Raw genomic sequence first — 13,848 nt, 5'->3', positions numbered from 1 at the left:
GACGGGCGGGGGCGCCCGGTATCGGTGCGGGTGGGGCGCCGGGGTTGCCGGTCCTGAGACAGGTGGGCGCGCCAGGGTTGCCGGTCCCGAGCCGGGCGGGGCGCCGGGGCCGCCGGTCCTGAGACAGGTGGGGCGCCGGGGCCGCCGGCCCTGAGACAGGTGGGCGCGCCAGGGTTGCCGGTCCTGAGCCGGGCGGGGCGCCGGGGCCGCCGGTCCAGGTGCGTACGGGGCGTCTCCGGGATGTCTCCGGGACCTCTCCGGGGCGTCACCCAGGGGGCCGGGACGGTCGAGGCTAGAGTCCGGGCCTCGTGAGCACTTCCCCGGCCGCGCCCGCCCCCGGGCGGCGGCGCCCCGCAGGCCCACGCCTCCTCGGCCGACGGCTGCGCGCCCTCCTCCCGCAGGGGCTCGTCGTCGTCCTGCTCGTCGGCGGCACCACCGCCTTCGTCGCCGCCGACAAGACCGTCCGGCTCACCGTCGACGGCGTTCCGCGCACCCTGCGCACCTTCGCCGGGGACGTCGGGGGACTGCTCGCCCGCGAGGGGGTGACCGTCGGGGCGCACGACCTCGTGGCGCCCGCCCCCGCCGTACCCCTGACCGGCGGCGACGAGGTCGTGGTCCGTTACGGGCGTCCCCTCTCCCTCACCCTGGACGGGCGCCGCCGCCGGGTATGGACCACCGGCAGGACCGTCGAGGAGGCGCTGCGGCGGCTCGGGGTCCGCGCGGAGGGCGCCCACCTCTCGGTCTCCCGGAGCACCGCCGTCTCCCGTAGGGGTCTCGCGCTCGCCGTACGGACCGAGCGGTCCGTCACCTTCCTCGCCGACGGGCGCGAGCGGACCGTCCGGACGAACGCCGCCACCGTCGCGGGGGCGCTCGCCGAGGCGGGCCTCACCCTCACCGGGCGGGACACCACCTTCGCCGACCCCGGCTCCTTCCCCCGCGACGGCCAGACGGTGACCGTGCTGCGGATCAGCGGCTCCCGGCAGGTCCGCGACGAGACCGTGCCCTACGCCGTCGAGCGGATCCCCGACCCGGGGCTGCCCGTGGGGGCCGAGGTGGTCGAACGGCAGGGCGCCGCCGGGCTGCGCCGGATCACCTACGGGTCCCGGCCGGCCGACGGGGAGCCGGTCCGCGAGCCCGTCAGCCGCCGGGTGCGGATCGGCACCCGCCCGCCGCCCGCCACGGCCACCGCCGCCGACGGACTCGACTGGGCCGCGCTCGCCGCCTGCGAGTCCGGCGGCCCGCCGTCCGGGGCCGGTCCCGGCGGGACGCCCGGCGGGCTCTACCGCCTCGACCCCGCCACCTGGCGGGCCCTCGGCGGCACGGGCCTGGCCGGAGCCGCCCCCGCCACCGAGCAGACCCACCGCGCGAAGAAGCTGTACGCGCGGAGAGGGGCGAGCCCGTGGCCGCATTGCGGACGGAGACTGTACGGGTGAGGGGCCGGGCCGTGCCGGGCCGTGCCGTGCCGCACGAGCAGGCTCGGCACCCTCAGGCTCGGCGCCCTCAGGCCCCGCACCTGTGGACCCCGGACCCCAGGTCACGCGCCCCCCCGTGGGCCTCGCCCGCGCCATCCGGCTCGTGGCCCATGCCAGGTCCCGCATCCGCAGGTCCGGCGCCCCAGACCCCGCATCCGCAGGTCCGGCGCCCCCAGGCCCGGCACCTCCAGCCCCTGCACCCCCAGCCCCCCCAGGCCCCGCACCCCACAGCCCCCGCGCCCACCCCGCAGGCCCCGGCCCCATGCCATCCGGCCCGTGGGCCATGCCGGGCCCCGTAGGCTGTACCAGTGAGCACCACCACCGGCCCCGAAAGCCCCGACGCCCTCCTCGGCCCCGCCGACATCCGTGAGCTGGCCGCCGTCCTCGGCGTGCGCCCCACGAAGCAGAAGGGCCAGAACTTCGTCATCGACGCCAACACCGTCCGGCGGATCGTCCGCACGGCCGAGGTGCGGCCCGACGACGTGGTCGTGGAGGTGGGGCCCGGCCTCGGCTCCCTCACCCTGGCCCTCCTGGAAGCCGCCGACCGGGTGACGGCCGTCGAGATCGACGACGTCCTCGCCGCCGCGCTGCCCGCCACGATCGCCGCCCGTATGCCCGCCCGCGCCGACCGCTTCGCCCTGGTGCACTCCGACGCGATGCTCGTCGAGGAGCTGCCGGGCCCGGCGCCGACCGCGCTCGTGGCCAACCTGCCGTACAACGTGGCCGTGCCCGTCCTCCTGCACATGCTGGAGCGCTTCCCGAGCATCGAACGGACGCTCGTCATGGTCCAGGCGGAGGTCGCCGACCGGCTCGCCGCCCGCCCCGGGAACAAGGTCTACGGCGTGCCGTCGGTCAAGGCCAACTGGTACGCGGAGGTGAAGCGCGCCGGATCCATCGGCCGCAACGTCTTCTGGCCCGCGCCGAACGTCGACTCCGGTCTCGTCTCCCTGGTCCGCCGGGCCGAGCCGCTCGCCACCACCGCCACCCGCAAGGAGGTCTTCGCGGTCGTCGACGCGGCCTTCGCCCAGCGCCGCAAGACCCTCCGCGCGGCCCTCGCGGGCTGGGCGGGCTCGCCCGCGGCGGCCGAGGAAGCCCTGGTCAAGGCCGGTATCTCACCGCAGGCCCGCGGCGAGGCGCTGACCGTGGAGGAGTTCGCCCGGATCGCGGAGGCCAAGGCGTGATCGGCCAGGACACGAGCGGTCAAGGCGCGAACGGCGTCACCGTACGGGTCCCCGCCAAGGTCAACGTGCGGCTGGCGGTCGGCGCGGCGCGCCCCGACGGCTTCCACGACCTGGCCAACGTCTTCCTCGCGGTCTCCCTGTACGACGAGGTGACCGCGACCCTCGCCGAAGGCCTCACGGTCAGCTGCGAGGGCCCCGACGCCGACAAGGTGCCGCTCGACCGCACCAACCTCGCCGCCCGCGCCGCCGAACTCCTCGCCGCCCGGCACGGCATCACGCCCGACGTGCGTCTGCACATCGTCAAGGACATCCCGGTCGCGGGCGGCATGGCGGGCGGCAGCGCCGACGGCGCGGGCGCCCTGCTCGCCTGCGACGCGCTCTGGGGCCTGGGCTCCTCGCGCGAGGAACTCCTTGAGATCTGCGCCGAACTCGGCTCCGACGTGCCGTTCAGCCTGGTCGGCGGCGCGGCGCTCGGCACCGGACGGGGCGAGCGCCTTGAGGTCCTGCCGGTCGGCGGCACCTTCCACTGGGTCTTCGCCGTCGCCGACGGCGGGCTTTCGACCCCGGCGGTGTACGGCGAGTTCGACCGGCTCACGGAGGGCGTCGAGGTCCCCGTACCGGCCGCCTCCCCGGCCCTCCTGGACGCCCTGCGCACCGGGGACACCACCGCCCTCGCGGCCACCCTCGCCAACGACCTCCAGCCCGCGGCGCTCTCGCTGCGCCCGTCGCTCGCGGCGACCCTGGCCGCGGGCACGGCGGCGGGCGCCCTCGCGGCCCTGGTCTCCGGCTCGGGTCCGACGACGGCGTTCCTGGTGAAGGACGCGGAGTCCGCCGAGACGGTCGCCGCCGCCCTCACCGCCTCCGGCACCTGCCGTACGGCCCGCACGGCGACCTCCCCGGCCCCCGGAGCGGTCGTCCTCCCCGGCTGACCGGAACCGGTCCTCGCACGACCGGGACCCACGGGCGGCCCGCGCCCCCGGCCACCGGCCGAGCCTCCGCACGGGCCGGTCGACGCCTCCGCACGGGCCCCGTACCCCCGGGGGCGCGGGCCCGCACCCCGGGGCCCCGCCCCGGAGCGCGGGGGAGGGGGTGTCCGGGGACGTACCCTGGAACGTCGATCGATCACCCCGTACAGGAGTCAACGTGGCCGTCAACCTGGTCAATGTCGAGGCCGTCAGCAAGGTGTACGGCACCCGCGCCCTCCTCGACGGGGTTTCGCTCGGTGTCTCCGAAGGCGACCGCATCGGAGTCGTCGGCCGCAACGGCGACGGCAAGACCACCCTCATCCGGATGCTCGCCCGGCTCGAAGAAGCCGACAGCGGCCGGGTCACCCACAGCGGCGGGCTCCGCCTCGGGGTCCTCACCCAGCACGACTCGCTCGACCCGAAGGCCACCGTCCGGCACGAGGTCATCGGCGTCATGGCCGATCACGAGTGGGCGGGCAGCGCCAAGATCCGCGATGTGCTCACCGGGCTCTTCGGCGGGCTCGACCTGCCCGGCTTCGAGAACGGTCTGGACACCGTCATCGGTCCGCTCTCCGGCGGCGAGCGCCGCCGCATCGCGCTGGCCAAGCTCCTCATCGAGGACCAGGACCTGATCGTCCTGGACGAGCCCACCAACCACCTCGACGTCGAGGGCATCTCCTGGCTCGCCAAGCACCTCCAGGAGCGCAGGTCCGCGCTCGTCTGCGTCACCCACGACCGCTGGTTCCTCGACCAGGTCTGCACCCGCATGTGGGACGTGCAGCGCGGCACGGTGCACGAGTACGAGGGCGGCTACTCGGACTACGTCTTCGCCCGTGCCGAGCGCGAGCGCATCGCCGCCACCGAGGAGGTCAAGCGGCAGAACCTGATGCGCAAGGAGCTGGCCTGGCTGCGGCGCGGCGCCCCCGCCCGTACCTCCAAGCCCCGCTACCGCATCGAGGCGGCCAACGAGCTGATCGCCGACGTGCCGCCGCCGCGCGACACCTCCGAGCTGATGAAGTTCGCCAACGCCCGCCTGGGCAAGACCGTCTTCGACCTGGAGGACGTGACCGTCACCGCGGGGCCCAAGACCCTGCTGCGGCACCTCACCTGGCAGCTGGGCCCCGGCGACCGCATCGGCCTCGTCGGCGTCAACGGCGCGGGCAAGACCTCCCTCCTGCGGGCGCTCGCCGACGCGGCCACCAGCCAGGGCGAGATCCAGCCCGCCGCCGGGACCGTCACCGTCGGCAAGACCGTCCGGCTCGCCTATCTCTCCCAGGACGTCACCGAACTCCCCGGCACCCTGCGGGTCCTGGAAGCCGTCCAGCAGATCCGCGACCGCGTCGACCTCGGCAAGGGCCGCGAGATGACGGCGGGCCAGCTCTGCGAGCAGTTCGGCTTCAGCAAGGAGAAGCAGTGGACGCCGGTCGGCGACCTGTCCGGCGGTGAGCGCCGCCGCCTCCAGCTGCTGCGCCTCCTCATGGACGAGCCGAACGTCCTCTTCCTCGACGAGCCCACCAACGACCTCGACATCGAGACCCTGACCCAGCTGGAGGACCTCCTCGACGGCTGGCCGGGCTCCATGGTCGTCATCTCCCACGACCGGTTCTTCATCGAGCGCACCACGGACAAGACGCTGGCGCTGCTCGGCGACCAGACCCTGCGGATGCTGCCGCGCGGTATCGACGAGTACCTGGAGCGGCGCCGGAAGGCGGCGGAGTCGGCCGCCCCCGCGCCCGCCGCCGCGCCCGCGCAGACGAAGCCGGGCGTCTCCGCCGCCGACGCCCGCGCCGCGAAGAAGGAACTCCAGAAGGTGGAGCGGCAGCTCGACAAGGTCTCCGACAAGGAGGCGAAGCTGCACGCCAGGATCGCGGAGAACGCCACCGACTTCGAGCTGGTGGCGAAGCTCGACGCGGAACTCCGCGAACTCGCGGGTGAGCGCGAGGAGCTGGAGATGCGCTGGCTCGAACTGGCCGAGGACGCGTAACGAGGGCATCACGGGCCGGTCCTCCCTTGGGTACAAGGGGCGGACCGGTCGCTTTTGCGCCATCACGTCGGTGGTAGAAAGTAAAGCCGCTCACGCCAAGGGGGAACCGTAGATGACCCAGCCGCCCAGCAACCAGCCGCCGGGGGGCTTCGGGGCTCCCCAGGACCCGGGCCAGGGCCCGCACCAGGACCAGGGCCAGGGTTTCGGCCAGCCGCCGCAGACCCCGGGCGGGACCCCGCCGATGCCCCCCGGCCAGCCGCCGATGCCTCCCGGCCAGCCGCCGCAGGCCCCCGGCCAGCCGCCGCAGCCGGGATACGGCTACCCGCAGCAGGGTCAGCCGGACCCCTACGGGCAGCAGCCCGGCCCCTACGGGTACCCGCAGCAGGGCCAGCCCGGCCCGTACGGACCCCCTCAGGGTCAGCCCGGCCCGTACGGGTCCCAGCCCGGCCCCTACGGGCAGCAGCAGAACCCTTACGGCGGCCTGCCCACCCAGCCGATGTACCCGGCCGCCCCGACCCCGCCGCCCCCGGGCGGCCCCGGTGGTCCCCGCAAGGCCCGGACCGGTGTCGTGGCCGGTGTGGCCGTCGGAGCGGTCCTGGTGACCGCCGTCGCCACCTGGGCGGTCGTCGGAGGCGGCGACGAGAAGCCGGCGGCCACCGCGCCGACCGTCTCCGCCTCGACCACCTCCGCCGCGCCGAAGACCTCGGAGCCGGTGGACCGGGGCGACGGCTCGGGCGACGGCGCGGGCGGCGACGAGGACCTCAACGCGGGCCGCAAGCCCGGCGAGGCCAAGGTCGACTGGCTCCTGACGAACGACGTCGACCTGCCGCGCAACGGCGCCGACGTCTTCGGCCCGTGGATCGTCGGCGACACCGTCGTCAAGGCCATGTACAAGGGCGTCGACGGCTACAGCCTCGCCGACGGCTCCCCGAAGTGGCATGTGGACCTGCCGTTCAAGCTGTGCGCGGTCCCCGCGAACCCCTCGCCGAACGGCGTCATGGTCTTCGGCTACGAGGAGAGCGCCAAGGATGGCGCCAAGTGCGGCGAACTCCAGCAGATCGACCTGAAGACCGGCAAGGCGGGCTGGAAGAAGTCCGTGCCCAAGCCCAAGGGCCTGTTCGCGTTCTCCGACAACACCCTCGCCATCAGCGGCGACACGCTGACCGTCGCCGGAACCAGCAGCGCGTACGGCTTCTCGCTCGCCGACGGACGGCAGCTGTTCACCGGCCCCGCGGAGGGCTGCAAGCCCTTCGCCTACGCGGGCGGCAGCAGGCTGATCGCGGCCATGGACTGCCCCTCGGGCAGCACGACCAAGAAGATCCAGGCGGTCGGCGCGGTCGACCCGGCCACCGGCAAGCCGAAGTTCACCTTCCGGCTGGAGGAGAACTGGGAGGTCGACAAGGTCTACTCGGTCGACCCGCTCGTGGTCTCCGCCACCCAGCGCGAGCAGAAGAAGTGGACCGTCTTCGCGCTCGACGCGGGCGGCAGGCTCCGCTCCCAGATCCAGGGCGGCAAGGACAAGTTCGCCCCCTCGTGCGGCGGCGGCTTCGTCATCTTCGGCCGGAACCTGGACGGCTGCACGGGTGTCGCCGCCGACGCGAACACCTTCTACATGGCCACCGGCGGCTCGTACGGCACCGCCAACGAGGTCGTCGCCTTCGACCTGTCGACGGGCAAGGCCAAGTGGCGCTCCAAGGCTCCGGACAAGCAGACGATGACGCCGCTGCGGATGGAGGGCTCCGAGGTCCTGCTGTACGTGGAGCCCACGTACGACAAGGGCGGCGCGGTCGCGACCCTCGCCCCGACCGGCGGCGCGCCGAAGATCCTGCTTCAGCACCCGCAGTCGACCGCCCGGATCGAGGACACGTTCTACGAGCCGGGCTACGCCTACGGCGACGGCACCTTCGTCGTGGCCAGCGGACGGGTCTCCGCCGCGAACGACAAGGAAGAGAAGCTCGTCAAGACGATGATGGCGTTCAGCAAGTGAGGTACGAGGACCGATGACGCAGCCACCCCCGCCGCCGAACCAGCCCCCGGACCCGCGAGGCGGCTTCGGCGCTCCGACGCCCCCGCCGCAGGAGCCGGGCTACGGCCACCCGCAGCCCGCACCGGGCCAGGACCCGGCGGCGTACGGCTACCCGCCGCAGCAGCCCCGGCCGGAGCCCGGCTACGGCTACCCCCAGCAGCCCCAGCAGCCCCAGCAGCCCCAGCAGCCCCAGCAGCCGTACGGAGAGCCGCCGCAGGCCCCCTACGGGCAGCCCGTGCCGCCCCCGTACGGGCAGCCGCCGCAGCCGGGGCAGGCCCCCTACGGGCAGCCGCCGCAGCCCGGACAGGCCCCCTACGGGCAGCAGCCCCAGCCGGGGCAGGCCCCCTACGGGCAGGCACCCCAGCCCGGACAGCCTCCCTACGGGCAGGCCCCCTACGGCTATCCGACACAGCCTCAGCAGGCGTACGGGCAGCAGCCGACCGCCCCGGTCCCCGTCGCGGCGGGTCGGAAGAAGCCGTCGGCGCAGCTCCGGATCGTCGTCGCGGCGGTCGTCGCGGTCGTCCTGATCGTCGGCGGGGGCATCTGGTACGCCAATTCCGGCGACAAGAACGGCGGGAACGGCGGGAACACCGACGCCAAGGGCTCGGGCGGCACCTCGCAGGGCACCGGCGGCGACGGCGGGAAGGGCGGCGGCGGGGTCGGCGGCGACGGCAAGGAGAAGCCGGGCGCCGCCACCAGGGCGAAGCTGTCCTTCTCGGTCGAGGTCCCCAAGGTCCCCGACGTCACCGACATGTCCGGCTCCTGGCTCACCGCCAAGACGTACGCCAAGTCCGGGCTCGACTCGGTCGTCGGCTACGACCCGGCCAAGGGCTCGGTCCTGTGGAAGCTGCCGCTGACCGGCCAGGTCTGCGGAGCCTCCCGGCACCAGACCGCCGACGGCAAGGCGGCGATCCTCTTCGAGGCGAAGAAGCGGACCGCGCCGCGCTACTACGAGCCGTGCACCGAGGTCGGTCTGGTCGACCTGGACTCCGGCAAGCTGCTCTGGTCGACCTCGGTCACCGGCGGCACCGGCGGGGACGGCAAGGTCCGCTTCGGCGAGGTCACCCTCAGCGGCAAGACGGTCGCCGCCGGCGGTCTCGACGGCGGCGCCGCCTTCGACATCGCCAACGGCAACCCGCGCTGGAAGCCGCAGGCCAACAAGGACAACTGCGACGACCTGGGGTACGGCGGCGGCGAGGGTCTGGTCGCGGTCCGCAAGTGCGGCCCGTACGACAGCCAGTACGTCCTGATCCAGAACCTCGACCCGATGACGGGCGCCCCGCGCTCGCAGTACCGGATGCCGACCGGGGTCAAGTACGCCTCCGTGGTCTCCACCAAGCCGCTGGTCGTGGCGGCGGACGTCGGCGACACCGCCGGGGACGGCAGTGGCATCTCGGACTTCTTCTCGATCGACGAGGCGACCGGGAAGCTCAAGGTGAAGATCGCCGCCGACGCCGACCAGTACGCGGGGCGCTGCCGCGCCACCAAGGTCGAGTCCTGCCAGCGGATCCTGGTGGGCAACGGGCGTCTGTACGTGCCGACCGAGGACCACGAGGGCTCCACCGGCGAGTACGGCGACGAGACCAACGAGATCATCGCCTTCGACCTGACCACCGGCAGGACCCTGCCGGAGAAGGCGGACGCGGGGGACAAGTACACCTACGTCCCGCTGCGGATGGACGGCGGCGACCTCATCGCGTACAAGGAACCGCCCTACGACAAGGGTGGCCGGATCGTTTCCATCGACGCGGGCACGATGAAGGAGACCCTTCTCCTGGAGAACCCGGGGGACCGGGCGATCCGCGAGCTGGAGACCGGCGTCAGCCTCAACAGCTCCGAGTTCCTCTACGCGAACGGGCGCCTGTTCATCGCGGACAACCTGGTCAGCAAGCCCAGGGAAGGCGCCACGGACAAGAAGTACCTGGTGGTCTCCTTCGCCGTCACGCCCTGACGGCCGCGACCCCCGACGCGGGCCCCTCCGGTGATCCGGAGGGGCCCGCGCGCGTCTTCCGGGTGCCTCCGCCGTCACCGGGACGGGCGGAAAACGGTACCGGGAGGGGGCATCCGACCGGGGTTGGGGCGAAGGCCGACGGGGGAGCGTGTACCTTGCCGGGTCAGGCGTGCCGGGGGACGGCGGGCGCGAAGGGATGGGGGAAGACCGGGATGGGCGTACGCCTCGTGGTGGTGGACGACCACCGCCTGCTCGCGGAAGCGCTGGCCTCGGCCCTGAAACTGCGGGGGCATCGGGTGCTCGCGGCGACGGCGCCGGTGGCGGGTGCGGCGGAGCTGGTGGTGAACCGCGCGCCGGAGGTCTGTCTGCTGGGTACGGCGGCGCCCGCCGCGCCGGGGGCCTTCGACCCGGTGGTGCGGATCAAGCGGGAGCGGCCGCAGGTGGCGGTCGTGGTGCTCGGTCCCGTGCCGTCGCCGCGCGGGATCGCGGCGGCGTTCGCGGCGGGCGCTTCGGGGTACGTGCGGCACGACGAGCGGATCGAGGGCGTCGAGCGGGCGCTGGTGAAGGCGCGGGCGGGGGAGTCGGCGGTGGCGCCGCAGCTGCTCAGGTCGGCCTTCGCGGAGCTGCTGCACCCCTCGGCGCAGCCGGACGACGAGGGGCAGCGGCTGCTGCGGCTGCTGACGCAGCGGGAGGTGGAGGTCCTCGTCCGGGTCGCGGAGGGGGAGGACACCCGGGTGATCGCGGCGGGGATGGGGATCGCGCCGAGCACGGCGCGCACGCATGTGCAGCGGGTCCTGATGAAGCTGGGGGTGGGGTCGCGCCTTGAGGCGGCGGCCCTGGCGGCCCGTACGGGACTGCTCGACCGGGCGCTGCCGGGGGCGCGCGGGTCCTTCTGAGCCGGAGCGCACGCCCGGCGCACCCAGGCTCCCGTCCCGACGGGCCCGTGGTCCGGGGTCCGGGCCCGTGGCGCTCTTCGACGGTCTCAGCCCGGTCCGGTGGCGTGGGCGGGGTTCACCGTTGACGGAGATGTTCGAATGTGATTCCTTGTGTGTGGTTCTGTTTGGTCCGCCCGGAGGGCACCGCCGTGAAGAAGACCGTCACCACACTCGCCGACGGGCGCGAACTCATCTACTACGACGCGCGGGACGACACCGACCGCACCGCCGTCGATCCGCGCACGCTGGCCCCCGTCGTCTCCCGCTCCGAGATCCGCCGCGACCCCCTCACCGGGGACCCCGTCGTCGTCGCCTCGCACCGGCAGACCCGCACCCACCTCCCGCCGGCCGACGCCTGCCCGCTCTGCCCGGCGCGGCCGGGGCACGAGAGCGAGATCCCCGAGGAGGGGTACGAGGTCGCGGTCTTCGAGAACCGTTTCCCCTCGCTCTCCGGGGGCGTCGGCCGCTGCGAGGTCGTCTGCTTCACCGACGACCACACGGCCTCCTTCGCCGACCTCACCGAGGAGCGGGCCGCCCTCGTCCTCGACGCCTGGACCGACCGCACCGCCGCGCTCTTCGCGCTCCCCGGCGTCGAGCAGGTCTACTGCTTCGAGAACCGGGGCCGGGAGATCGGCGTCACCCTGCCGCACGCGCACGGCCAGATCTACGCCTTCCCCTACGTGACCCCCCGGACGGCCGCCATGCGCCGCCGCATCGACGAGCACCGGGCCGAGACCGGCCGGAACCTCTTCGACGACGTCGTCGAGGCCGAACGCGCCGAAGGCGAGCGGGTGGTCCTGGAGACCGAGCACTGGATCGCCTTCGTGCCGTACGCCGCCCACTGGCCGTACGAGGTGCATCTGCACCCCCGGCGCCGGGTCCCCGACCTCCTCGCGCTCGACGGCGCGGCCCGCGCGGAGTTCGCACGGGTCTATCTGGAACTCCTGAGGCGCTTCGACCGGATCTTCGGCCCGGACGAGCCGCCGACGCCGTACATCTCCGCCTGGCACCAGGCGCCGTTCACGGACCCCCGGCGGGAGGACTTCGGACTGCACCTGGAGCTTTTCACCGTCCGACGGGCCTCCGGCAAGCTGAAGTACCTGGCGGGCACGGAATCCGGCATGGGCGCGTTCATGAACGACATCCGGCCGGAAGACGCGGCCCGACGACTCCGAGAGGTGGCGGGCATCGGATGACCGAGCCGCAGAAGTACCTGGTGACGGGTGGGGCCGGATACGTGGGCAGCGTCGTCGCCGCCCACCTCCTGGAGCGCGGCCACCGGGTCGTCGTCCTCGACGACCTGTCCACCGGCTTCCGGGAGGCCGTACCGGCGGGGGCCGAGTTCGTCGAGGGACGCGTCCAGGACTCCGCCCGCCTGCTCGACGGCTCCTTCGACGCAGTCCTGCACTTCGCCGCCTTCTCGCAGGTCGGCGAGTCCGTCGTGCACCCCGAGAAGTACTGGGAGAACAACGTCGGCGGCACCATGGCCCTGCTCGCCGCCATGCGGACGGCGGGGGTGCGGCGCCTCGTCTTCTCCTCCACCGCCGCCACCTACGGGGAACCGGCCGTCGTGCCGATCCCCGAGACCGCCGCCACCCTCCCCACCAGCCCCTACGGGGCCAGCAAGCTCGCCGTGGACCACATGATCGGCGGCGAGTGCACCGCCCACGGCCTGGCCGCCGTCTCGCTGCGCTACTTCAACGTGGCCGGGGCGTACGGCGGACTCGGCGAGCGCCACCAGCCCGAGTCCCATCTGATCCCGCTGGTCCTCCAGGTCGCCCTCGGCCGCCGCGAGGCGATCTCGGTGTACGGCGACGACTACCCGACCCCGGACGGCACCTGCGTCCGCGACTACATCCACGTCGCCGACCTCGCCGAGGCCTATCTCCTCGCGCTCGACGCCATGACCGAGGGCCGGCACGTCGTCTGCAACCTGGGCAACGGCAACGGCTTCTCCGTCCGCGAGGTCGTCGAGACCGTCCGCAAGGTCACCGGCCACCCCGTCCCCGAGGTCGCCGCCCCGCGCCGCCCCGGCGACCCGGCCGTCCTCGTCGCCTCCGCCGACACCGCCCGCGAGCACCTCGGCTGGACGCCGTCCCGCCCCGACCTCGCGGAGGTCGTCGCCGACGCCTGGGCCTTCGCCCTGCTGCGGCACGGAAAGGACGGCGCATGAGCCTCGCCGCCGCCTTCGAAGCCCTCTACGGGAGCGCCCCCGAGGGGCTGTGGGCCGCCCCCGGGCGGGTCAACCTCATCGGCGAGTACACCGACTTCAACGAGGGCTTCGTACTGCCGCTCGCGCTGCCGCACACCACCGTCGCCGCCGTCTCCCGCCGTACCGACGGCGTCCTGCGGCTGCACTCGGCCGATGTCGGCGGCGGGATCGTCCACCTGGACGCCGCGGCCCTGGAACCCCGCTCCGGCGGCGGCTGGGCCGCGTATCCCGCCGGGGTCGTCTGGGCCCTGCGGGCGGCCGGGCATCCGGTGACGGGCGCCGACGTGCATCTGGCCTCGACCGTGCCGACGGGCGCGGGCCTGTCCTCCTCCGCGGCCCTCGAAGTCGTCGTGGCGCTCGCCCTGAACGACCTCTTCGGGCTCGGTCTCTCCCGGCCGGAACTGGCCAGGCTCGCCCAGCGCGCCGAGAACGACTTCGTGGGCGTGCCCTGCGGAGTGATGGACCAGATGGCCTCCGCCTGCGCGATCGAGGGCCACGCCCTCCATCTGGACACCCGGGACCTGTCGTACCGTCAGGTTCCCTTCGACCCGGCCCGCGAGGGGCTGCGGCTGCTCGTCGTCGACACCCGGGTGAAACACGCCCTCGGGGACGGCGCGTACGCCGAGCGGCGCGCCGGTTGCGAAGCGGGTGCGCGGGCGCTCGGAGTGCGGTCCCTGCGCGAGGTGGAAGCCGCACGCCTGCCCGAGGCGCTCGACCGGCTGGCCGACGAGACCGTGCGCCGCTACGTCCGCCATGTCGTCAGCGACAACGCGCGCGTGGCGCGGACGATGGCGCTGCTCGACGCGGGGGACACCCGGGCGGTCGGCCCCGTCCTCACCGAGGGACACGCCTCCCTCCGCGACGACCTGCGGGTTTCCTGCCCGGAGCTGGATCTCGTGGTCGCCTCGGCGAACGCGGCGGGCGCGCTCGGCGCCCGGATGACCGGGGGCGGATTCGGCGGTTCGGCCCTCGTCCTGGTCGAGGCCGACCGGGCGGACGCGGTCGTCGCCGCCGTGACCGGGGCCTTCGCCGGGGCCGGGTACGCCCCTCCGGCGGTCTTCCCCGCCGTCCCCTCGGCGGGGGCGCGCCGCCTCTGAGGACCGCAGGAGTTCGGACAGTTCC

Annotated in this window: 10 protein-coding genes; all 10 read left to right on the top strand. The window is 74.1% G+C overall.

Annotated elements, in window-relative coordinates; genetic code table 11:
• Positions 1–308: 308 nt before the first annotated feature.
• Positions 309–1,433 carry a ubiquitin-like domain-containing protein gene (locus BU197_RS20805; protein ID WP_317453400.1) on the top strand — a complete coding sequence of 375 codons (1,125 nt, stop codon included), beginning with the start codon at positions 309–311 and terminating at the stop codon, positions 1,431–1,433.
• 347 nt (positions 1,434–1,780) lie between these two features.
• Positions 1,781–2,653, top strand: coding sequence for a 16S rRNA (adenine(1518)-N(6)/adenine(1519)-N(6))-dimethyltransferase RsmA (gene rsmA, locus BU197_RS20800; RefSeq protein ID WP_188269804.1), 873 nt, complete (start codon positions 1,781–1,783; stop codon positions 2,651–2,653).
• Positions 2,650–3,582: a 4-(cytidine 5'-diphospho)-2-C-methyl-D-erythritol kinase gene (locus BU197_RS20795; protein ID WP_317452269.1), complete on the top strand. Its 933-nt coding sequence runs from the start codon at positions 2,650–2,652 to the stop codon at positions 3,580–3,582. Before rsmA ends, BU197_RS20795 begins: the two co-directional genes overlap by 4 nt.
• A 214-nt stretch (positions 3,583–3,796) precedes the next feature.
• Positions 3,797–5,602 carry an ABC-F family ATP-binding cassette domain-containing protein gene (locus BU197_RS20790; protein ID WP_188269803.1) on the top strand — a complete coding sequence of 602 codons (1,806 nt, stop codon included), beginning with the start codon at positions 3,797–3,799 and terminating at the stop codon, positions 5,600–5,602.
• 112 nt (positions 5,603–5,714) lie between these two features.
• The gene (locus BU197_RS20785; RefSeq protein ID WP_188269802.1) at positions 5,715–7,589 is read left to right on the top strand and encodes a PQQ-binding-like beta-propeller repeat protein; all 1,875 of its coding nucleotides are present in this window, start codon (positions 5,715–5,717) and stop codon (positions 7,587–7,589) included.
• Positions 7,590–7,602: 13 nt separating this feature from the next.
• On the top strand, positions 7,603–9,579 hold the full coding sequence (locus tag BU197_RS20780; RefSeq protein ID WP_188269801.1) for a PQQ-binding-like beta-propeller repeat protein: 1,977 nt from the start codon (positions 7,603–7,605) through the stop codon (positions 9,577–9,579).
• Positions 9,580–9,791: 212 nt separating this feature from the next.
• Positions 9,792–10,475, top strand: coding sequence for a response regulator transcription factor (locus BU197_RS20775; RefSeq protein WP_188269800.1), 684 nt, complete (start codon positions 9,792–9,794; stop codon positions 10,473–10,475).
• Positions 10,476–10,663: 188 nt separating this feature from the next.
• Positions 10,664–11,710 carry a galactose-1-phosphate uridylyltransferase gene (galT, locus tag BU197_RS20770; RefSeq protein ID WP_188269799.1) on the top strand — a complete coding sequence of 349 codons (1,047 nt, stop codon included), beginning with the start codon at positions 10,664–10,666 and terminating at the stop codon, positions 11,708–11,710.
• A complete protein-coding gene (gene galE / locus BU197_RS20765; RefSeq protein WP_188269798.1) occupies positions 11,707–12,687 on the top strand; it encodes a UDP-glucose 4-epimerase GalE in 981 nt (326 codons plus the stop codon). Before galT ends, galE begins: the two co-directional genes overlap by 4 nt.
• Positions 12,684–13,823, top strand: coding sequence for a galactokinase (gene galK / locus BU197_RS20760; protein ID WP_188269797.1), 1,140 nt, complete (start codon positions 12,684–12,686; stop codon positions 13,821–13,823). Before galE ends, galK begins: the two co-directional genes overlap by 4 nt.
• Positions 13,824–13,848 lie beyond the last annotated feature (25 nt).

Source organism: Streptomyces sp. CBMA291, from assembly GCF_014596525.1.
Lineage (GTDB): Bacteria > Actinomycetota > Actinomycetes > Streptomycetales > Streptomycetaceae > Streptomyces.
Note: the sequence above shows the minus strand (reverse complement) of the source record. Positions and strands in the feature narration are given on the sequence as shown.

Coding starts and splice junctions, on each gene's coding strand:
- BU197_RS20785 (WP_188269802.1), top strand. CDS start 5,715: ATGACCCAGCCGCCCAGCAACCAGCCGCCGGGGGGCTTCGGGGCTCCC.
- BU197_RS20780 (WP_188269801.1), top strand. CDS start 7,603: ATGACGCAGCCACCCCCGCCGCCGAACCAGCCCCCGGACCCGCGAGGC.
- BU197_RS20775 (WP_188269800.1), top strand. CDS start 9,792: ATGGGCGTACGCCTCGTGGTGGTGGACGACCACCGCCTGCTCGCGGAA.
- galE (WP_188269798.1), top strand. CDS start 11,707: ATGACCGAGCCGCAGAAGTACCTGGTGACGGGTGGGGCCGGATACGTG.
- galK (WP_188269797.1), top strand. CDS start 12,684: ATGAGCCTCGCCGCCGCCTTCGAAGCCCTCTACGGGAGCGCCCCCGAG.